Genomic DNA, 20,507 nt, shown 5'->3' with positions numbered 1-20,507 from the left:
GCCAAACGCCTTGATCAAACGGGGACAAGGCGCTCCACGTCGGGAAAGACGGTCTGCATGGTGGCGACCAGGCGGTCCCGCGCCGACGACGCCCGGCCCGGATTCCAGGCCATCAACAGGTCCAGGTGCGTCAGCCCCACGGGCGCGTCCACCTCGATCCTGCGGAACACCACGTCCTCGCCGCGTTGCGCGGCCAGCGATCCGGGCAGCAAGGCGATGCCGAAACCCGCCGCCACCAGCGCGATCAGCGTCTGCAACTGCCGCGCCTCCTGCGCCACGGCGGGCTGGAAGCCGGCGGCCCGGCAGAGCTGGACCAGCTGGTCGTGAAAGCCCTGCCCCAACGCCCTGGCCGAAGCCACAAAAGGCTGGTCCCGGAGGCTGGCCAGTTCGATCGACGCCCGGGTGGCCAGGGGATGGCTCGCGGGCAACGCCACGCATACCGGTTCGCGCAACAAGGCTTGAAAACGCAGGCCCGGGGCGCTGGCGCCCGGCGCCCGCAGGAAGCCGATATCCGCCGCCCCGCTTTCCAGCGGCCTCGACCTGCTCCCGCGTCGTGGCCTCGCGCAAGGTGAACGCCACGGCCGGGCTTGCGGCGCGGAAGTCGCGCAAGGCGCGCAGCAAGGGCGCATAAGGCGCGATGTTGATGAAGGTCATCGTCAGATGCCCTTCCATGCCCTGGGCCACCCGCCTGGTACGCGCGACGCCGTCTTCCAGTCCGTCCAGGATGCGCCGCGCCGTTTCCAGGAAGGCCGTGCCGGCCGGCGTCAGGGCGACGCTACGATTGTTGCGCTCGAACAGCGCCGTGCCGATTTCGGCCTCCAGCCGCCGGATGGCCTGGCTTAGCGGAGGCTGCGCCATGTGCAGGCGCTGCGCTGCGCGGTTGAAATGCAGGGTTTCGGCCACCGCGATGAATTGGCGCAATAGTCGGGTTTCTATCATTGAAGCGCCTGGAGTGTTGATTCGTTCCCCGCAGTATATTTTTTATCTTGATCCTGGCATAAAAAAGGGCCTGCCACGGACGCCCTTGCCGGGCGCCCGCAGCAAGCCCAAACGCCGGCGCGGTCAGGCGCCGCCACGGATAAGGTTCAGAAAGAGCGCGCCACCGAGAAGACCGCACCCAGGCGACCCGAGGGATGGCCGTACTTGGTCGGCAGCCAGTTGTCCTTGGTCGCGCCGACGGCGGCCAGCCCCAGGACCCAGCCCTTCAGGTCCTTGGTCACGCCGAGCTTGTAGTCGACGTAGTGACCAATGGAATCGCCATCCATATTGGTCTGGTTCTTGAGCTTCTGATAGCCCAGGTGGCCCACCAGGCCCCAGCCGTCGCCCAGGTCGAAGTTGGCCGCGCCGTCCAGATACCAGGTGCCCTTGCTGTCGGGCGTGCTGAAGAAATCGCTGGGCGTGTACGAGTACTTGAGGCTGTAGTTGCCATAGGACGCGCCCAGGTAGAGGTCGGTGTTGTTGTAGTTGCCGCCCTTGGGCGAACTGGAGCCCGGATAGTAGTAGTGCAGTACGCCCGCATCCAGCGTGAAGCCCCCGCCCACATCGCCTTTCCAGCCACCGTAGAAATCCATTTCCAGATTGCCGTCGGTGAATACGAAGTTGGAAACGTTGGAGTTCCAGTTACCCAGATAGAAGCCGGAACTGTGGGTCAGGTCGAAGCCCAGTTGCACCGCGGGCCGGAAGTCGGTCTGCGAATAGCCGCGGAAACGGTAGTCGCTGACGATGGCGGCGTTGCCGCTGAGCGAGAATCCCCCGCCCAGGTCGGTCGGTTCGGCTTGCGCCGTCGCAGCGAAACAAGCGGCAAGCGCCAGGGGCAAGGCTAGCAACGTCTTCTTCATGGTGCGGAGTCCTGATCGGATTTAACGAGGAGGCGGATGGCCTGGGCGCATCCTTCGGACCGGCGCTGCTGCGTTCGGCTGCCGGTTTCCTTTCATGAAGCAATGTCCGTGCCAGGACTGAAACGGGCCTGATCGGACCGAAGCGGGCCGCGCCGTGGCGCGGTGCGCACCAGGACGGTGCATGACCTCGCCGGCGCGCACGCCCGCATGCGTCAAAACAGGGAAAAGGCCTGGCATGACGGGCGACGAATTCCGGCGCGCCGCCCAAAGAAAAACCCCGGCGCGCGTGAGCGGCCGGGGTCGTCTGACGGAGCCGGCCCGAGGACCGGCGAGAAGATTTGCGTACTGGGTTCGAAAGACCCGCGAAGGGACTTGCAGCGCCGGTCCCCAGGACCGGCCGCAAGACTTAGTTGGCGGCAGGCGCGGCGGGCGCCGCGGCCGCGGGGGCTTCCGCACGGCCCTTGCCGCCATGGCGCGCTTCCATGCGGGCGTGGCGTTCCTGCATGCGGGCCTCGCGGTCCTTGACGAACTTGGTCACCTGGCCGCGCTGCGTGTCGTTCAGGCTATCCCAGACGGCGAGCCACTGGTCGCGCACCTGCTTGGCCTGGGCGCCGAAGGCGTCGCGCGATTGCTCGGATTGAGCCACCAGCGCGCGCGGATCCAGTTTGCCGCTGTCCAGCTGCGCCTTCAGCAAGTCGTGGCGTTTGCCGCCGGCGGCGCGCATGGATTCATGCAGGTTGCGCTGGCCGTCCTGCGCGGTCTTGAACAGGGCCTGCTGCTTGTCGTCGAGCTTCAGCTCGGCAACTTGCGCCTTGGACACGGGGCCCAGGCCCGGAATGAAGAGGCCGTCACGCATGCCTTTGTGGAAGCCGCCGCGCTGGCCGTCGTGCATGGCGGCGGGACCGCCGTCACCAGCGGGGGGAGGCGCAGCCATGGCGGAGCCGGCCACCAGGCCGCCCGTCGCGGCGACAAGTGCAAGAGCGGCCAGATTGGAGCGGATAGCGAATCGGGACATGAAGGTCTCCTGAAAGTGAAGAAAGCGAGGCCATTGTGCGATTCGCCCGGTTTCATCCGGGTTTCGCCGGCGCAAGCAATGTTTCAGTCGATTGCGCCTGCGCCAGACGCGACAACGGAGCCGCGCGGGCTCCGTTGCTTGCTACCCTGGAAGGTGGAGATTCCAGGCATCAGGATGTTCAGCTGGCGTCCCAGGCCGCCATGTATTCCTTCCAGTGCGGCGCGTCGCTGGCGCTGAGTGTGTCGCGCACCAGTGCGATTTCCGCCTCGTAGGAAGTGCGGTCCAGCTCACCGCGCAGGAAGCGGAAACGGCAGTACACCAGCCAGGTGTTGACCACGTCCGTTTCGCAATAGGCCCGCACCTCGTCGGCGCGGCCCTGGCTCCAGGCCTCCCAGACCTTGCTGCCGTCCATGCCCAGCTTGCCGGGAAAGCCGCAAAGCTTGGCGAGTTCGTCCAGCGGCGCATTGGCGCGGCCGTTGTACTTGGCCAGCAGGTCCATCAGGTCCAGATGGCGGGAGTGATAGCGCGAGATGTAGTTGTTGAACTTGAAATCGCGGTCTTCCTCGCCCATGTCCCAGTAACGCGGCGCGGGCACGCCCTGGATCAGGCTGCGGTAATGCAGCACCGGCAGGTCGAAGCCGGAACCGTTCCAGCTGACGAGCTTGGGCGTATAGCGCTCGATGGTCTTGAAGAAACCCGCCAGCAAGGCGGCTTCGGGATCGTCGGGCTGGCCCAGCGTCTTGACGCGGAAGCCCTGGTCGTCGCGGAACACGCAGCCCACCACGGCCACCTTATGCAGGTGCAGCGGCAGGAAGTCGTGGCCCACGGCCTCGCGGCGCGCCGTTAGCGCGCGCTCGACCACTTCCTGGTCGGAGACATCCGGTCCCCAGCCGTTGAGCTTGCGCAGCCCCTCGGCGTCGGGGATGGTTTCCAGGTCGAATACGAGGGTGGGCGTCATCGGGCGGGCAGATACTGCATGGGATCCACCGGCTGGCCTTGGCGGCGGATCTCGAAGTGCAGGCGCGGCGACGTGGCGTCGCTCTGGCCGAGTTCGGCGATCTTGGCGCCGCGCTTGACGTTCTGGCCCGTCTTCACCAGCAACGCGCGGTTGTGCGCATAGGCGGTGATGAAACCGTTCTGGTGCTCGACGATGATCAGGTTGCCCAGGCCGCGCACGCCGTTGCCGCTGTACTTGACCAGTCCGTCCGCCGCGGCGGTGATCGGGTCGCCCAGCGCGCCGGAGATGTCTATGCCCTTGGTGCTGTTGTTGAAGCCCTGCACGATCTGGCCGCTGGCGGGCCAGGCCCAATTGATGACAGCGGCGTCGGCCGCGCGCGTGGCGGGCTTGGTTTCAACCGGCGCCGTGGGCGGCGGCGTGGTGGTCTCGGTCGTGGGCGGCGGCAGCGTTTCCGGCTGGTCCAGCGGACGCGGCTGCACCTTGGCGCCCCCGACCGGCGCGGTCTGCGCCGCGCCGCCGGCGCTCCCGGACATCTTCAGCACCTGCCCGACGGAAATCTGGTTGGGGTCGCTGAGGTTGTTCCAACGCTTGACGTTCTCGACGTCCACGTTATTGGCGCGGGCGATCTTGTAGAGCGTATCGCCCGGCTTCACGACATAGCTGCCGCCGGGTTGAGCCGCCGGCGCGGGTTGCCCGCCGGTCATGTCGACCACCGGGGCACGAGTACCTTTCGATGCGCAGCCGGCCAGAATGGCCAGGCTGAGCGCGCCCGCGATATACAGCGGACGACGCAGGCGCGTCATGGACGCGCCCGTGGTGATATCGGTCAGTTGCAACTGCCCGTTGAGCATACGCTTCTCCTGTTTGCTCAAGATTGTATTCCGGCCCGTAGCGGCACAAAGCGCACGGCCTCTAATTCAGTGCGTTTCCAGCTGGCCGCGCCTGTGCGTTCGATCAGAACCAGGCGCTGGTTGGAGCCCCCTTCCGGAGCGATCAGGCGGCCACCCGGCGCAAGCTGCGAAAGCAGGGCTTGCGGGATGGCGAGGCCAGCGGCAGCCACAACGATAGCATCGAACGGCGCCACGCCGGGCAGGCCCAGCATGCCGTCGCCATAGATCAAGCGGATCCTGGTGGTAAGGCGCAAGGCGCGCAGATGCTCGCGCGCGAGCTCGTACAACCCGCGGATCCGTTCGATGGTATGGACCTCGCGCACGAACTGCGCGAGCACCGCCGCCTGATAGCCGCAACCCGCGCCGACTTCCAACACGCGCGTGGGCGAGCGGTCCTCGCAGACCGCCGCGATCATGCGCGCCACCACCCAGGGCTGGGAAATGGTTTGCGAATGGCCGATGGGCAGCGCCGCATCTTCGTAGGCGCGGCTGGCCAGCGCCTCGTCGACGAACAGATGGCGCGGCACCGCGCCCATGGCATTGAGCACGCGCTCGTCGGTAACGCCCTGGGCGCGCAGACGCTCCACCATGGCCTGGCGCAGACGATCGGAGTTCAGGCCCAGATTGCCGCCCGCCGCGGGCGCCGGCGCCTGCGTTTGGCGCTGCAGCGTGGCGGCCGAGATGCGGGTATTGCTGTTAGCGGGCGTGACGCCCGGACTGAGCCGGCCCGAGTCGTAGCGCACCGGGCCGGTGCGCCCGGGCACGGGCTGGGTCACGTCAGGCTGGCTTACGCGTTTGCGCATAGCGGCTCCGCCCAGGTACGGATCTCGTCGAGCTGGCTGTGCTGGGTGAGATCCAGCCGCAACGGCGTGACCGACACGGTGCCCTGCTCCACGGCGTGGAAGTCCGTGCCCGGGGTGGCGTCGGCCGCCGTGCCCACGGGCCCGATCCAATAGACGGTATCGCCATAAGGCGTGGTGGTGCGTACCACCGGCTGCGAGGGATGGCGCTTGCCCAGGCGCGTGACCGCGAAGCCGTGCATGTCCTCGAAGCGGCGGCTGGGAATATTGACGTTCAGCAACACCGGCGCGGCCAGCGGCTGGGCCAGGTGGCGCTCGACCACCAGGCGCGCGGCGCGGGCCGCGGAATCGATGTGGGCCCAGCCCTTCTCCGCCAGCGAGAACGCGATGGCGGGAATGCCGAACAGATAGCCTTCGCTGGCGGCGGCCACGGTGCCCGAGTACAGGGTGTCGTCGCCCATGTTGGCCCCGTTGTTGATGCCCGACACGACCAGGTCGGGCCGGGTATCCATGAGGCCGGTGAGCGCCACATGCACGCAGTCGGAAGGCGTGCCGTTGACGGCGATGAAGCCGTTGGAGGCGGTACGCACCGACAGGGGCCGGTTCAGCGTCAACGAGTTGGACGCGCCGCTGTGGTTGGTCTCGGGCGCGACGACGGTGAGATCGCCCAGGCCCTGCAGCGCCGCGACCAGCGCCTCGAGTCCAGGGGCCGAATAACCATCATCGTTCGAAACCAGAATTCGCATTGTGCATCCGAAAGAAAATAAAACGCGGGTGAACGCGTCGGATTGTACCGTCCGCGGCGCGCATCCGTGCGACAGGCTGGCATCCGACCGCCCGCGCCCCGCTCGATAACCCGTAGCCGGCCCCGGCCCGGGGCGCGGTAGAATCCGCAGCCATTACGACTACAACACAACAACAACGGACCCCTTTTCATGGCGATCAACGATCCCTCCCTGGCATTCAGCGCCGCGCTCATCCTGCTGGCCTACCTGATCGGCTCCGTGCCGTTCGCCGTGGTAGTCAGCAAGCTGATGGGCCTGCAGGATCCCCGCAGCTATGGTTCCAAGAATCCGGGCGCCACCAATGTGCTGCGCACCGGCAACAAGACGGCCGCCGCGCTGACGCTGCTGGGCGATGCCGCCAAGGGCTGGTTCGCAATCTGGCTGGCCGAAAAGCTGGCCCCCGGCATCACCCCCGTGGCGCTGGCGCTGGTGGCGCTGGCCGCCTTCGTCGGCCACCTGTATCCAGTATTCCTGGGCTTCAAGGGCGGCAAGGGCGTGGCCACCGCGCTGGGCGTGCTGGTGGCAATCCAGCCCTGGCTGGCGGTCGCCACCGCCGCGACCTGGCTGATTATCGCCGTGTTCTTCCGCTATTCGTCCCTGGCATCGCTGGTGGCGGCCTTTTTCGCTCCCGTGTACTACGTATTCGGTTCCGGCCTGGCCTGGTATGCGCAAGCGCCCATGGGCGTGGCGCTGGCGCTCATCAGCGTGCTGCTGTTCTACCGTCACCGGGCCAACATCACGCGCCTGATCCAGGGCACCGAAAGCCGCATCGGCGGCGGCAAGAAGAAGTAAGCGGCACCTATACCGCAGGTGCGCAACAGGGCGGCCCCAGGGCCGCCCTTTTCGTTTTCAGCCTATGTCGGCCAGGTCCCAGCGCGGCTTCACGGTGAAGCTGTGCGCATCCGGGTCCAGGGTCGCCAGGCCGGCCTTGACCCGCTCGGCGGCCGCGAAGGCGATCATGGCGCCGTTGTCGGTGCACAGCTCCAGCGGCGGGAAATAGGCGCGCGCCTTCAGCGGCTTGAGCGCGGCATCCAGCTTGGCGCGCAGCAATTGGTTGGCGCCCACGCCGCCCGCCACCACCAGGCGCTTCAGGCCGGCCTGCTTCAGGGCCTTGATGGCCTTGGCGGCAAGCACTTCCACGATGGCCGCCTGGGTCGCCGCGGCAAGATCGGCGCGGGTCTGTTCGTCCAGCCCGCCCGCCGCTTCGGCCGCCTTGACCCGGGTCAGCACGGCCGTCTTCAGGCCGCTGAAGCTGAAATCCAGGTCTCCGCTGTGCAACATGGGGCGCGGCAGGTCAAAGCGCGAGGCGTCGCCGCTGGCGGCCAGCCTGGACAGCGCGGGGCCGCCGGGATAGCCCAGGCCCATCAGCTTGGCCGACTTGTCGAAGGCTTCGCCCGCGGCGTCGTCCAGGGTTTCGCCCAGCAGTTCATAGCGGCCCACGCCGTCCACGCGCATCAGCTGCGTATGGCCGCCCGATACCAGCAGCGCCACGAAGGGAAAGTCCGGCCGCGGGTCCGCCAGCATGGGCGACAGCAGATGGCCTTCCAGGTGATGGATGCCGATGGCCGGCAGACGGCGCGACCACGCGAAGGACTGCGCGACGCTGGCGCCCACCAGCAAGGCGCCCGCCAGCCCCGGGCCAGCGGTATAGGCCACGGCGCCGATATCGGACATCTGCAGGCCCGCTTCCTCGAGCACCTGGCGCGTCAGCGGCACCACCCTGCGGATGTGGTCGCGCGAGGCGAGTTCCGGCACCACGCCCCCGTATTCCTGGTGCATGGCGATCTGGGTATGCAGCGCGTGCGCGAGCAGGCCCCGTTCGGTACAGACGGCTGCGACGCCGGTTTCGTCGCAGGAGCTTTCAAAGCCGAGAATAATCATGGCGGCAGAGTTTACAACTGATGCGAAAATACGCCCTTAAATGAAAAACCGGCGGGCAACCCGGCCCGCCTACAACAACCCGCAATCCTGCAAACACATTGGGGACTCGAATGCTCGAGAAGCTATTCAAGCTGCGTGAACACGGCACGACAGCGCGCACGGAACTGGTCGCCGGCCTGACGACCTTCCTGACGATGTCGTACATCATCTTCGTCAATCCGGACATCCTGTCGTCGACGGGCATGGACCGCAATGCCGTGTTCGTGGCCACCTGCCTGGCCGCCGCGCTGGGCTCGCTGGTGATGGCGCTGATCGCCAACTGGCCGATCGGCATGGCGCCCGGCATGGGCCTGAACGCCTTCTTCGCATTCACCGTCGTCAAGACCATGGGCTACACCTGGGAGCAGGCGCTGGGCGCCGTGTTCATCTCGGGCGTGATCTTCCTGTTCCTGACGTTCTCGGGCATCCGGGTCTGGCTGGTCAAGGGCATTCCGCATTCGCTGCGCAGCGCCATCGCCGCCGGCATCGGGCTGTTCCTTGCCATTATCGCGCTATCCAGCGCCGGCATCGTCGTCGCACATCCGGCCACCAAGGTCACGCTGGGCGACCTGACCCAGCCCGGCCCGCTGTTCGCGATCCTGGGTTTCTTCATCATCGCGTCGCTGGATGCGCTGCGCGTGCGCGGCGCGATCCTGATCGGCATCCTGGTCGTCACGCTGCTGTCGATGGCGCTGGGCTACAACGAGTTCAAGGGCATCTTCGCGGCCCCGCCCAGCCTGTCGCCCACCCTGTTCAAGCTGGACATCCTGGGCGCGCTGCACAGCGGCTTCGTGCACGTGATCCTGGTGTTCGTGCTGGTCGAAGTGTTCGACGCCACCGGCACGCTGGTGGGCGTGGCCAAGCGCGCCGGCCTGATGCCTGAAAACCGGCCCAACCGCCTGGGCCGCGCGCTGTTCGCCGACAGCACGGCCATCGTCGCCGGCTCGATGCTGGGCACCAGCAGCACCACCGCCTACGTGGAAAGCGCCTCGGGCGTGCAGGCCGGCGGCCGCACCGGCCTGACCGCGCTGGTCGTGGCCCTGCTGTTCCTGGCCGCGCTGTTCATTTCGCCGCTGGCCGGCGCCGTGCCCGCCTACGCCACCGCGCCCGCCCTGCTCTACGTGGCCGGCCTGATGATGCGCGAACTGATAGACATCGACTGGAACGACGTCTGCGAGGCCACGCCGGCCGCGCTGACCGCGCTGGTCATGCCCTTCACCTACTCGATCGCCAACGGCATCGCCTTCGGCTTCATCAGCTATGTGGTGCTGAAGACCGCCACCGGCAAGATCCGCGACGTGCATCCGGCCACCTGGCTGGTCGCGGCGTTGTTCGTGATCCGCTACGCCTTCTTCCCGGGCTAGGGCCCGGCCGCAAGGCCGCTCGACAGAGCGGATCAATCGCAGGAATAGCGTAAATCAATCAACCCGCCGCGCCATAAGGTTGCTGGCGGGTCCGCTTGATTTCACCGATACACTCCCCATGTATAACGGCATATGGAGTCCGCCTTGCGCCTTACCCGCTTTGTCCCCGCCCCGCTGTCCTGTTCCATCGCGAACACGGAGGTTTCCGCATGAGCAGCCTGGCCCGCATCCCCTTTTCCGTACTGGACCTGGCCCCGATTGTGCAGGGCCGCGACGCGGCTGACGCCTTCCGCAACACCGTCGCGGTGGCGCAGCACGTGGAGCGCCTGGGCTACAAGCGCTTCTGGCTGGCGGAACATCACAACATCAACGGCGTGGCCAGCAGCGCCACGGCCGTGCTGATCGGCCACGTGGCCTCGCACACCAGCACGCTGCGCGTGGGCTCGGGCGGCATCATGCTGCCCAATCATGCGCCGCTGATCATCGCCGAACAATTCGGCACGCTGGAAACGCTGTATCCCGGCCGCATCGACCTGGGCCTGGGCCGCGCGCCCGGCAGCGACGGCGCCACGCAGCACGCCCTGCGCCGCGGCCCGCGCAGCGGATTGGAGTTTCCGGCGCTGGTGGAAGAGCTGCGCGGCTTTCTCGCGCCCTCGCGCCCCGGCCAGCCGGTGCGAGCCATCCCGGGCGAAGGCCTGGACATTCCGATCTGGCTGCTCGGCTCCAGCGATTTCAGCGCGCGGCTGGCCGCCGAATTGGGCCTGCCCTTTTCGTTCGCGGGCCATTTCTCGCCCGAGGGCATGGCCGCGATGCGCCTGTACCGCCATCTGTTCAAGCCGTCGGCAACGCTGGCCCGTCCCTACGCCATGATAGGCGTGCCGGTCGTGGCCGCCGAAACCGATGAAGCCGCAAGGCGCCAGGCCACCACCCAGCAGCTGAAGTTCCTGTCGCTGGTGCGCGGCAACCGTCTGCAATTGCAGCCGCCCGTGGACAGCATGGACGGATTGTGGAACGAATGGGAGCGCGAAGCGGTCAATCAAAGACTGGGCGCCGCCATCGTTGGCGGCCCGGACACCGTCCGGCGCGAATTGGAATCGCTGGTCGCCGAAACCGAGGCCGACGAAGTCATGATCGTCTCGGATTTCTTCGACATCGCGGACCGCCTGCGCTCCTTCGAGATTGTCGCGTCGCTCAAGAGCGGCTCCCCGGCAACGACCGCGGCCTGAACGCCGCCCACCGCGCCCTCCGGGCGCCAACCATTGCGACGCGGCCGGCACCCGCTCTACTATGACTCATGGAACACCGCACGCCGCCGCCACGCCTTATCGGGTCCGGGACCGGCACACCCCTGGCCTCTGACACTGCCTTTCACGCCGTTCACACGGCAAGGATTCAAAATGAGTATTGTTGAACTCACCAAAGACACCTTCCAGGAAGCCATCACCCCGGACGGTACCCTGATCGTCGACTTCTGGGCCCCCTGGTGCGGCCCGTGCCGCGGTTTCGCGCCGGTTTTCGAGCAGGCCGCGACCGAGCATCCCGACGTCACCTTCGCCAAGGTCAATACCGACGTGGAGCAGGAGCTGGCGGGCGCGCTGGGCATCCGCTCGATCCCGACCCTGATGGTCTTCCGCGAGAAGGTCCTGCTGTTCTCGCAACCCGGCGCCCTGTCTGGCGGCCAGCTCAACGAGCTGCTGACCAAGATCAAGGAAGTGGACATGGAAAAGGTCCACCAGGAGATCGCGGCGGCGCAGAACGGGCAGGATGCCTGAGTACCGGCGTCCAGGCTTGTGAAGGAAGGCGCGCGTATTGCCTTGTGAAGGGGCACGCGCGCCTTGCGGGAATCAGGACACGACTTCCCAGTTGGCGCGGCCGCGGGTAATGTTGGCCGCCGTCACTTCCAGGTCCGCCACCGCCGCGCGCGGCACCGCGAACCGCAGCGCAACGCCCTCTTCATTGAAGTCTTCCTGCAGGATCGCGGCGCCCGCCTGCGCCAGGCGCGACTTGAGCAGCGCCAGTTCGCCAAAGCCGCAAGCGCAGACGACGGTCGCCAGGTCCACGATCTCGGTCCGCTCTCCCAGCCTCAGGCAATTGGCGGCGCAGCCGCCGTAAGCGCGCACCAGTCCGCCTGCGCCCAGCTTGATGCCCCCGTACCAGCGCACTACCAGCACGGCCACGCGGTCCATGTCCTGGCCCTCGATAGCCTGCAGGATGGGACGGCCCGCCGTGCCTCCGGGTTCGCCGTCGTCGTTGAAGCGGTATTCCTGGCCGATGCGGTAGGCCCAGCAGTTGTGGGTGGCTTCCGGATCGCTGTGCCGGGCAAAGAACTGCATGGCTTCGTCGACGCCGGACACGGGTGCGGCGTACGCGACGAAGCGGCTTTTCTTGATGTCTTCCTGGTAGGTGCAAGGAGCGGTCAGCGTGTGCATGACCGGCATTGTATGTGGTGGCGTTGTGGCTCCGCGCCCACCGGCTTGTCCCAGAAGCAGGTATCGCCAAAACCAGATACGCCTTAACCGTGGCAGTCCGGCACTTCCTGGTCCAGGTACACGTCGAACGCCACGTCGCGCGCCCACTTCGCCGTCATTTGCTTCCAGGCGCCGGCGCGGTCCCAGGCGCGCATCTCCTGGCCCAGCCAGGCGCGGCTGGCGGCATCGCCCGCCGGCAACAGCCAGACGCGTTCGGCCTTGGCGCCATCGGCCGCCAGCGTCGACGAAAACTTCTTCCATTCCGGGAAACGAACCAGCGGTTCCCAAACCGCGTCGTCCACCAGCCCGATGTCGCAGCTGCCTTCGCGCACCGCGACCAGCGCATCGGACGGCACGCGGTAGGTGCGCACCACGGCGCCCCAGCTTTCCGCCAAAGCCTTGGAAGCGGTCGCGGCCTCGGCCACGCATACGCTACGGCCCCTCACGTCGGCGGGGCGGCGCAGGCTCGTGTCGCTGCGGATCACGGCCTTGGGGCGCGCGGCATAGCCCGTGCCTTGCGCCGCGACGCCATCCGGCTGGCCCGAGGCGCCATCAGCGAGGGCCAGATCGACCTGCCCCGCCGCCAGCGCCGCGGCGGCCTGTTCCCGCGGCAGTTGCACCAGGCGCACCGGCAATCCCAGGCTCTGCCCCAGCCTGTCGGCCATTGCGGCATCCAGGCCGTCCGGCGTGCGGATCTTGGCGCCGGCCGCGGGTGGCGGCGCCAGATACGGCACGCCCACCACCAGCTCGCCGCGCGCCCGCGCCGCCGCGAACGCCTGTGGCTGCTGCTGCGGCTGTTGCAGTTGCGGCGGCTGTTGTTGCTGCCCCGACGGCTGCTGCGACTGCGGCGGCTGTTGCGACAACTGTTGCGACTGCGCTTGCGCAAGGCCGCAGGCCGCCATGCAGGCGCCAAGAACAACGACTCGGATGCGGCGGATCATGCGGAACTCCGGAAGCGCTCAGACGTACTGGTAGCGCAACAGGCGATGCTTGAGGTTCTCAAGCACGAACTGATCGATCAGCGCGGCCAGCACGGCGATGACCAGGATGTTGGTCATGACGCCCGTCATGTCGGCGATCTCGCCCGAATAGGCCAGCGAACGACCCAGGCCCTTGCCGAAGCCGATCAGCATTTCCGCCGAGATCAGCGCGCGCCAGGCATTGCCGAACGCCAGTTGCGCGCCCGTGATGAGTTCGGGCATGACGGCCGGCAGGTAGACCCGCTTGACCAGGCCCCAGGGCGTGGCGCCCATGACGCGCGCCGCCGACACGTGCACGCGCTGCACGGATTCGGTGGCGTTCATCACGCTGAGCGCGGCCGGGAAGAAGGCCGACAGCGCCACCACCACGATGATGGGCGTATTGCCGAAGCCCATCACGATCAGGAACAGCGGTACCCAGGCGATGGACGGAATCGATTGCAGGATGACGATGGCGCTGCGCAGAACTTCGCGAAAGAAGAACAGCACCGCCGCCACCAGCCCGAAGCCGATGCCGGCGGTCAGCGCCAGGCCGTAGCCCGCGCCCAGCCGCCCCAGCGTGCCCAGGAGGCTCTGGTGGAACGACTGCTTGCCCAGGTCCTCGAACAAGCGCTCGACCACGGCGGGCACACCCGGCATCAGGAAGTCCGGCAGCGCGAACGACGCCAGTTGCCACAACGCGAGGATGAACAGAACGCCCAGCACGCCCGCCAGATGCTTGCGGGCGCCGGTGACTCGGGTAGATGCGCTCAAAGCTTGCGAGCCTCTTGCCAGGACAGGTCGACGATGCTGGAGACGTCATACGGCTTGCCGTCGCGCGTCTTCAGCGAACCCTGGGCCTGCAGGATGTCGGCGATTTCCTGCATGCGGCGCGTATCCTTGTCGGTCAGCTTGGGCGTGAAGACCTGGGTGCCGATGGCTTCGGCGATGACGGTCTCGCGCGGCAGCTCGCCGCGGGTAAGGGTCTTGAGCGTGGGCTCGGCAATGAAGTAGGAGGCGATCAGCTTGGAAGCCTGCGCCGGTTCCTTCTGCAGCAGCTGGATGGCTTGGTTCTGCGCGTCCAGCGCCTTCCAGACGTCGTCCTTGCGCTTGGCCAGCGTTTTGCCCGAGGTGATCACCACCATGCAGGGGAACGGCCAGGCCTGGCCCACTTCGTAGATCTGCTTGACCGGCGCCACCAGCTGGGCGATGCGGTCATACGGTTCGAACAGGAAGGCCGCGTCCACGCGCTTGCCCACCAGCGACTGCACCGCCACGGCCGGGCTCACGCCCATGACGTTGACGTCGTCCGCGGCCAGGTTGCCCTGCTTGAGCACCACACCCTTCAACACCACGTCGGCCGTGCTGCCTTCGGCTTGCGAGGCCAGGGTCTTGCCCTTCAGCCCGGCGATGTCCTTGATGCCGGAATCGTCGCGCACGATCAGCGAGTGGTAGCCCTGCTGCGCGCCGCCGACCACCTTCAGGTCCGCGCCCTTGGAGGCCCAGGCCACGGCGTTGGTGAAGCCCAGCACGCCGATGTCCAGCTGGCCGCCGACGATGGCCTTGATCAGGTCGGTGCCCGACTTGAACTCGATCAGCTCGGAATCCAGGCCAGCCTTTTTGTAATAGCCGCCCTCTTGCGCGACGATGGCTTGTGCGTCGTCCATGACGCGCAGGTAGCCCACGCGGAATTTCTCGGCGGCCATGGCGGGGGCAGCCGCCAGCAGCGCCGCGGCCAGCGGCAAGGACAGCCATTGCTTCAATTTCATGGGAGATGCTCCAGGGATATGCATGACTGGCGGCGCGCACGCGCCGCCAGCAGGAATCAGGTTCAGGCGGCCAGGGCCAGGTCGGCGTGTGCGCCCGCGCCGTCCACGGCAATGCCGAGCAGGCGCAGGATCTCGCGCTTCTCGACGGCCAGGCCGGACAGGTCATGGGTCTTTTCGCGGTGCGCCAGGTTGAACTCGCGCAGCACGCGGGCCGGACGCGGGCTGAAGACGATGATGCGGTCGGCCAGGAACAGGGCCTCGTCGACGTCGTGGGTCACCAGCAGCACGGTGGGCTTTTCCTGTGCGATCAGCTGGCGCAGCACGTCCTGCAGGCTCAGGCGCGTCAACGCATCCAGCGCGCCGAACGGCTCGTCCATCAGCATGGTCTGGGGCTGGGCGATGAAGGCGCGCGCCAGCGCCGCGCGTTGCCGCATGCCGCCGGACACTTGGTGGGGGTAATAGTGCTCGAAGCCCGCCAGGCTGACGCGGGCCAGCCACTGGCGGGCGGCTTCGCGGGCGCGGGCCTTGGGCATCTTCTGGAATTCCAGGGCCAGCGCCACGTTGCCTTCCAGCGTCAGCCAGGGATACAGCGCATGTTCCTGGAACACCAGCGTGCGGCTCGGATGCGGACCCGCGACCGCCTTGCCATCGGCCAGCACGGCGCCCTGGGTGGGCTTTTCCAGCCCGGCGGCCAGGTGCAGCAAGGTCGACTTGCCGCAGCCCGAAGGCCCCACCAGGGCGACCAGTTCACCGGTCTTGAATTCGCTGGTAAAGCCGTCCACCACGGGCAGATCGCCGAAGTGCTTGTGGACGCGGTCGAAGGTCAGGTTCATGGAACGTATCGTCGCGGGCCGAAAGTGAGCCTCAAATCTAACAATTCGTTATATGAATCCAAACTATCAATATTGAATGTCTTAACTTCTTTTAGTAATAACAATCATGCGGCCGATGCGCGGGCCGCCTGTCGTGCCGAATGGCGCTGCAGGCCGAAGGCGATCAGCCCCCCTGCCAGCACCGAAATGGCGGCGGCCAGGAAGATGGCCGGAAAGCCAAAGCCGCCAGAGATATAGCCGGCGATGGGACCGGTGACACCCAGGGCGAGGTCCAGGAAGGCGGAATACGCCCCCAGCGCCGCGCCCCGGCTGCCCGCCGGCACCCGCGCCACCGCCTCGACGCCGATCGCCGGAAACACCAAAGCGAAGCCGCAACCCGTCAGCGCGGCGCCCAGCAGCGCCGCCCCCGGGTTGGGCGCCAGCCACAGCAACAGCAAGCCGGCCGCCTCCACCAGGAACGACACCTGCGCGACCCGGAACCCGCCGAAGCGCGTGATCGTGCCGGCGAACAGCAGGCGCACGCCGATGAAGGCGCAACCGAACGCGCTCAGCGCATGCGCCGCGCCGTCCCAGGAAAAGCTGGCGTAGTACAGCGCCACGAACGCCGCCAGGGTGCCGAACCCCACCGAGCCCAGGCCCAGCGCCATGCCATGCGGGAACACGCGCAGCACCACGCTCTTGAACGCCATCCGGTGGCCGCCAACAATGGCCACCGGAGCCCGCAAGACCGCCATGCCCAGGCCGGCCAGCCCCAGCAGCAGTACCGCGCCGCCCAGGGCGCCCATGCTCCATTTGGTCTCCAGGTACACGCCCAACGGCGCGCCCAGCGCCAGGCCGCCATAGGTGCAGATGCCATTCCACGAAATGACGCGCGCCGTATGCAGCGGCCCCACGCGGGCGATGGCCCAGGTGGCCGAGCCCGTGCCCACCCAGCTTTCGCCAAAGCCCAGGGCCAGCCGGCTGACGATGATGGCGGCCAGGCTGAGCCAGGCGCTGCGCTCGAAGGCATAGGCCAGCAACAGAAACACCCCGCTGGCGGCGCAGGCCGCCATGCCGATCACGACCGTCTGCTTCGGCCCCACCGTGTCCGCCATGCGCCCGGCATGCGACCGGCTGAGCAAGGTGGCGGCGTACTGCACGCTGATCGCCAGCCCCGCCAGCACGGAGCCGTAGCCCAGCTTGTCGTGCACGTAGCCGGGCAGCACCGCCAGCGGCAGGCCGATGGCCAGATAGCAGATGAACGTGAAGAAGGCGATGGCTACGATGCGGAACGTCAGCGTGAACGCGCCGATGCGCGCGCCATCAGGCGCGGTGTGCGGTGTGGGAGACATGGGAAACGGAGTGGATGCCTGGCCGGACTGGCACCAGGGTTTACCCGGATGATATCGCGGGCGAGATTGCAGCCCGCTGAATGCGGCTCGCGAGTTTCCGTCCGCAAAAGAAAACGCGGCACCCCGTCAGAGGCGCCGCGCCGGCAGATCATGAACCTCAGGCGTCGATGCCGCGCGAGGTCAGGTAGTCTTCGTAGCCACCGCGGTAGTCGACGATCTCGCCCGTGGGCAGGATTTCGATCACGCGCGTGGCCAGGCCGGACACGAATTCGCGGTCATGGGACACGAACACCAGCGTGCCTTCGTACTTTTCCAGCGCGAACTGCAGCGACTCGATCGATTCCATGTCCAGGTGGTTGGTCGGCTCGTCGAGCAGCATGACGTTGTGCCGGCCCAGCATCAGGCGGCCGAAGGTCATGCGGTTCTTTTCGCCGCCGGACAGCACTTTGGGCGCCTTGGGCAGGTCGTCCGCCGAGAACAGCAGACGGCCCAGCACGGAGCGGATCGACTGGTCGTCGTCGCCCGGCTGGCGATGGTCGCCCATCCAGTCCAGCAAATTGATGTCGGTCTGCAGGAACTGGTCCGACACGTCCTGGGCCATGTAGCCGAGGTCGGCGTTTTCGGACCACTTCACTTCGCCCGAATCGGGCTGCAGGTCGGTCGCCAGGAGACGCAGCAAGGTCGTCTTGCCCACGCCGTTGGCACCGATGATGGCGATCTTCTCGCCCGCGTCGACCATGGCCGAGAACTTGCGGATGACGGGCGCGTCGTAGGCCTTGGACAGGTTCTCGACCGTGACCGCCAGGCGGTGCATGACCTTGTTCTGTTCGAAGCGGATATACGGGTTCTGGCGCGACGAGGGCTTGACCACGACCTGGTCGGCCTTGATGCGGTCGATCTGCTTCAGGCGCGAGGTGGCCTGGCGCGACTTGGACTTGTTGGCGGCGAAGCGGCGCACGAAGTCCTGCAGTTCGGCGACGCGTTCCTTGGCCTTGGCGTTGTTGGCCACCAGGCGCTCGCGGGCCTGGGTCGACGCCAGCATGTAGTCGTCGTAGTTGCCCGGGTAAATGCGGATCTCGCCGTAGTCCACGTCGGCCATGTGCGTGCACACCTGGTTCAGGAAGTGGCGGTCGTGGCTGATGATGATCATCGTGCTCTGGTAGCTGTTGAGCACGTTTTCCAGCCAACGGATGGTGTTGATATCCAGGTTGTTGGTCGGTTCGTCCAGCAGCAGCACGTCCGGATTCGAGAACAGGGCTTGCGCCAGCAGCACGCGCAGCTTCCAGCCCGGCGCCACTTCGCGCATGGGCAGGTTGTGCTGGTCGACCGCGATTTCCAGGCCCAGCAGCAGTTCGCCGGCGCGGGCTTCGGCGGTGTAGCCGTCGTACTCGGCGAACTTGGCTTCCAGGTCAGCCGCGCGCATGTAGTCGTCTTCGGTCGCTTCCGGATTCGCGTAGATGGCGTCGCGCTCGGACATGGCGGCCCACATCTCGGTGTGGCCCATCATGACCACGTCCAGGACGCGCAGGTCTTCGAATGCGAACTGGTCCTGGCGCAGCTTGCCCAGGCGCACACCCGGCTCCAGCGACACGTTGCCCGCCGAGGGTTCCAGGTCGCCGCCGATGATCTTCATGAAGGTCGACTTGCCGGAACCGTTGGCCCCGATCAGCCCGTAGCGGTTGCCTTCCCCGAACTTGACGCTGACGTTCTCGAAAAGGGGTTTGGGACCGAACTGGATGGTGAGATTGGCGGTGGAGATCACGGTATGTTTGAGTCTTTAGGCGTCCGGGGACGCATGCGGAGAAACCCGATAGTGTACCAAGCATCGGCGACTCTCTTCCAGGGCGGGCTGAATGCCGGCTGAATCATCTGGAAATGCGACATGCCATTTGATGTCATAACGTAAATATTTGTATTAATTGGGGTACTATTGAAGGCACATAGCGCCTACGGCCGACCCGGCCGGGAAGGCTGTTGCAACCCTCCTTCCCCCGTTTCGTGGCAGACGCGAACCACTCCTCCGAAAAAGTCGAGCTTTCCTACGGCCGCTCGCTGATCGTTGCCGCCATCGTGGCGATCGTGATGCTGTGGGCGACGCCCCGGCTCACTCCCAGCTCCGACCTGCTCACCTACGCGGCGGCGCGACTCCAGGCCCGCCTGGTCGGCGGCCACTACGACATCGCGCACCGCAACGACACCACCGTCGTCCTGATCGATGACGACTCGCTGGACCAGCAGAAAGGCGCCTGGCCGGTGCCCTACCGGACCCATGCGCGCTGGTTGCGCAACATCGGCCTGATCCACAAGCCCAAGGCCATCTTCCTCGACATCACCTTCGGCCGCGAGCGCGACGACCCCACGCTGCCGGACCTGGCGGCCGCGCTGTGCGAACTGCGCGACGCCAACATCCCCGTGTTCCTCGCCGCCCTGCCCGACGCCGACGGCAACCTGCGCCTGCGCTCCGGCCTGGCCGCGGCCGAGGGCGAAAAGCCCTGCTTCACCATGGTCGACGTGCGCTACACCCCCAGCAAGGTCGACCGGCTGGTGTGGAGCTATCCGCTATGGTCCGGCGAACACGCGCGCAGCGCGGCGCTGGCCATCGCCCAGGACGCGGCAGGCGTGCCCATCGCGCGCACGGAAGAAGCCATGGCCCTGACCTGGGGCGTCAACAACCTGGACCAGCGCCGCTTCAGCCCCGACTGCCGCCAGGCGCGCGGCGGCTATGCGGAAATGCTGCCATCCTATGTGCGCACGCTGATCGACGGCCCCGACGCGACAAAGCCCATCTGCCCCTATACCCGCGCCCTCACCCTGTCCGAACTGCGCGCGCCCGACGCCGACGGCAGCCGCCTGGCCGACATGCTCACGGGCCGCTACGTGATGATCGGCGCGGCCCTCAGCGGCTTCAACGACACCGTGCTGTCGCCGGTGCACGACTCGATCCCCGGCGTGTTCATGCACGCCATGGCCCTGGACAACCTGCTGACCTACCAGAACGACTACAAGCGCGCCATGGAATGGGAAATCTGGCCGCCCAACGTCCTGTGGCTGCTGGGCATTCCGGTGGTCATGCTGGCCCATTTCCTGCATTGGCTGGCGCAATGGCTGCGCCGCGGCACCAAATGGGGCGGCCGACTGCTGGCGCCGCCCTCGGAATGGAAGCTCTTTTCGAATTTGCCCGACATGCCCGCGCCGGCTGCCGCTCCCGCGGGCGCCGGCTGGAAAGCACAGGCCAGGCGCATGCCCGCCCTGTTGCGCGACGCCGCCGCGCGCAAGTGGCTGGCGCGCTGGCTGGCCGCCAAGCTGTGCATCGCCTTCCTTCTCGTGTTGCGCAAGGCTGCCGCCATCGTCCTGTCCTCGCTGATCGTGCTGTACATCGTGTTGCTCGCGCAGCGCTGGCTGAACGTGGGCACCCTGCCCATCGTCGACCTGGCCATCATGGCCCTGGCCGCCCACTGGCTGGGCTGGACCAATCGCGCCACCGCATTCCTTTTCAGCAAACCGGCTGCGGCTTCCGAGCCGGCTCCAGCGCCCCCGGCGCGGGAACCGGCCGCCGCCCGCTCACACCAGGAGTAGA

General features: G+C 67.0%; 20 protein-coding genes and 1 pseudogene. 5 read left to right on the top strand and 16 right to left on the bottom strand.

Features of this window, described 5'->3' with window-relative positions:
• Positions 1-14: 14 nt before the first annotated feature.
• The 8 genes and pseudogenes from HWY37_RS13915 to surE form a co-directional block, all read right to left on the bottom strand.
• Positions 15-629, bottom strand: coding sequence for a LysR family substrate-binding domain-containing protein (locus HWY37_RS13915; RefSeq protein ID WP_246302295.1), 615 nt, complete (start codon positions 627-629; stop codon positions 15-17).
• A gap of 184 nt (positions 630-813) precedes the next feature.
• Positions 814-939: pseudogene (locus HWY37_RS34650) on the bottom strand (LysR family transcriptional regulator); the annotation flags it as partial.
• A 146-nt stretch (positions 940-1,085) separates the two neighbouring features.
• Positions 1,086-1,838: a TorF family putative porin gene (locus HWY37_RS13910; RefSeq protein WP_176088873.1), complete on the bottom strand. Its 753-nt coding sequence runs from the start codon at positions 1,836-1,838 to the stop codon at positions 1,086-1,088.
• A gap of 406 nt (positions 1,839-2,244) precedes the next feature.
• A complete protein-coding gene (locus HWY37_RS13905) occupies positions 2,245-2,853 on the bottom strand; it encodes a hypothetical protein (protein ID WP_175205554.1) in 609 nt (202 codons plus the stop codon).
• Positions 2,854-3,031: 178 nt separating this feature from the next.
• On the bottom strand, positions 3,032-3,811 hold the full coding sequence (locus HWY37_RS13900; protein ID WP_175205553.1) for a 3'-5' exonuclease: 780 nt from the start codon (positions 3,809-3,811) through the stop codon (positions 3,032-3,034).
• The gene (locus HWY37_RS13895) at positions 3,808-4,662 is read right to left on the bottom strand and encodes a peptidoglycan DD-metalloendopeptidase family protein (RefSeq protein WP_176088872.1); all 855 of its coding nucleotides are present in this window, start codon (positions 4,660-4,662) and stop codon (positions 3,808-3,810) included. Before HWY37_RS13895 ends, HWY37_RS13900 begins: the two co-directional genes overlap by 4 nt.
• Positions 4,663-4,679: 17 nt before the next feature.
• Positions 4,680-5,504, bottom strand: coding sequence for a protein-L-isoaspartate(D-aspartate) O-methyltransferase (locus tag HWY37_RS13890; protein WP_246302294.1), 825 nt, complete (start codon positions 5,502-5,504; stop codon positions 4,680-4,682).
• Entirely contained in the window at positions 5,489-6,247 is a 759-nt protein-coding gene (surE, locus tag HWY37_RS13885) for a 5'/3'-nucleotidase SurE (RefSeq protein WP_175205551.1), read from the bottom strand. The genes HWY37_RS13890 and surE overlap by 16 nt, the downstream gene beginning before the upstream one ends.
• A gap of 189 nt (positions 6,248-6,436) precedes the next feature.
• On the opposite strand from surE, the gene plsY reads away from it, so the two are divergent.
• Positions 6,437-7,078 (top strand): glycerol-3-phosphate 1-O-acyltransferase PlsY, encoded by a 642-nt coding sequence (plsY, locus tag HWY37_RS13880; RefSeq protein WP_175205550.1) that lies wholly within the window; start codon positions 6,437-6,439, stop codon positions 7,076-7,078.
• A 57-nt stretch (positions 7,079-7,135) separates the two neighbouring features.
• Here the strand turns inward: plsY and tsaD are convergent, their stop codons facing one another.
• The gene (gene tsaD / locus HWY37_RS13875) at positions 7,136-8,167 is read right to left on the bottom strand and encodes a tRNA (adenosine(37)-N6)-threonylcarbamoyltransferase complex transferase subunit TsaD (RefSeq protein ID WP_175205549.1); all 1,032 of its coding nucleotides are present in this window, start codon (positions 8,165-8,167) and stop codon (positions 7,136-7,138) included.
• 110 nt (positions 8,168-8,277) lie between these two features.
• On the opposite strand from tsaD, the gene HWY37_RS13870 reads away from it, so the two are divergent.
• The 3 genes from HWY37_RS13870 to HWY37_RS13860 all read left to right on the top strand — a co-directional run bounded on the left by HWY37_RS13870 (position 8,278) and on the right by HWY37_RS13860 (position 11,342).
• Positions 8,278-9,570, top strand: coding sequence for an NCS2 family permease (locus tag HWY37_RS13870; RefSeq protein ID WP_175205548.1), 1,293 nt, complete (start codon positions 8,278-8,280; stop codon positions 9,568-9,570).
• A gap of 209 nt (positions 9,571-9,779) precedes the next feature.
• Positions 9,780-10,796: an LLM class flavin-dependent oxidoreductase gene (locus tag HWY37_RS13865; RefSeq protein ID WP_175205547.1), complete on the top strand. Its 1,017-nt coding sequence runs from the start codon at positions 9,780-9,782 to the stop codon at positions 10,794-10,796.
• A 171-nt stretch (positions 10,797-10,967) separates the two neighbouring features.
• A complete protein-coding gene (locus tag HWY37_RS13860; protein WP_175205546.1) occupies positions 10,968-11,342 on the top strand; it encodes a thioredoxin family protein in 375 nt (124 codons plus the stop codon).
• Positions 11,343-11,414: 72 nt separating this feature from the next.
• Here HWY37_RS13860 and HWY37_RS13855 read toward each other — a convergent pair whose 3' ends face one another.
• The 7 genes from HWY37_RS13855 to HWY37_RS13825 all read right to left on the bottom strand — a co-directional run bounded on the left by HWY37_RS13855 (position 11,415) and on the right by HWY37_RS13825 (position 18,692).
• Positions 11,415-12,008, bottom strand: a complete 594-nt coding sequence (locus HWY37_RS13855) for an IMPACT family protein (protein ID WP_175205545.1) — start codon at positions 12,006-12,008, stop codon at positions 11,415-11,417.
• 74 nt (positions 12,009-12,082) lie between these two features.
• Positions 12,083-12,979: a substrate-binding periplasmic protein gene (locus tag HWY37_RS13850; protein ID WP_246302293.1), complete on the bottom strand. Its 897-nt coding sequence runs from the start codon at positions 12,977-12,979 to the stop codon at positions 12,083-12,085.
• Between the two features lie 18 nt (positions 12,980-12,997).
• A complete protein-coding gene (locus tag HWY37_RS13845) occupies positions 12,998-13,771 on the bottom strand; it encodes an ABC transporter permease (RefSeq protein WP_175205544.1) in 774 nt (257 codons plus the stop codon).
• Positions 13,768-14,766 (bottom strand): ABC transporter substrate-binding protein, encoded by a 999-nt coding sequence (locus tag HWY37_RS13840; protein ID WP_176088871.1) that lies wholly within the window; start codon positions 14,764-14,766, stop codon positions 13,768-13,770. Before HWY37_RS13840 ends, HWY37_RS13845 begins: the two co-directional genes overlap by 4 nt.
• Before the next feature lie 62 nt (positions 14,767-14,828).
• Positions 14,829-15,599 (bottom strand): ABC transporter ATP-binding protein, encoded by a 771-nt coding sequence (locus tag HWY37_RS13835; protein WP_176088870.1) that lies wholly within the window; start codon positions 15,597-15,599, stop codon positions 14,829-14,831.
• 104 nt (positions 15,600-15,703) lie between these two features.
• A complete protein-coding gene (locus tag HWY37_RS13830; RefSeq protein WP_176088869.1) occupies positions 15,704-16,930 on the bottom strand; it encodes an MFS transporter in 1,227 nt (408 codons plus the stop codon).
• 157 nt (positions 16,931-17,087) lie between these two features.
• Positions 17,088-18,692 (bottom strand): ABC-F family ATPase, encoded by a 1,605-nt coding sequence (locus HWY37_RS13825; RefSeq protein WP_175205540.1) that lies wholly within the window; start codon positions 18,690-18,692, stop codon positions 17,088-17,090.
• 212 nt (positions 18,693-18,904) lie between these two features.
• Here HWY37_RS13825 and HWY37_RS13820 point away from each other — a divergent pair, with 212 nt between their 5' ends.
• Positions 18,905-20,506, top strand: coding sequence for a CHASE2 domain-containing protein (locus tag HWY37_RS13820; protein ID WP_175205539.1), 1,602 nt, complete (start codon positions 18,905-18,907; stop codon positions 20,504-20,506).
• The last annotated feature ends 1 nt before the right edge of the window (position 20,507 follow it).

The organism is Achromobacter anxifer, from assembly GCF_903652925.1.
Taxonomy (GTDB): domain Bacteria; phylum Pseudomonadota; class Gammaproteobacteria; order Burkholderiales; family Burkholderiaceae_B; genus Achromobacter; species Achromobacter anxifer.
The sequence above is the reverse complement of the archived record's forward strand: the minus strand, read 5'-3'. Positions and strand labels throughout refer to the sequence as shown.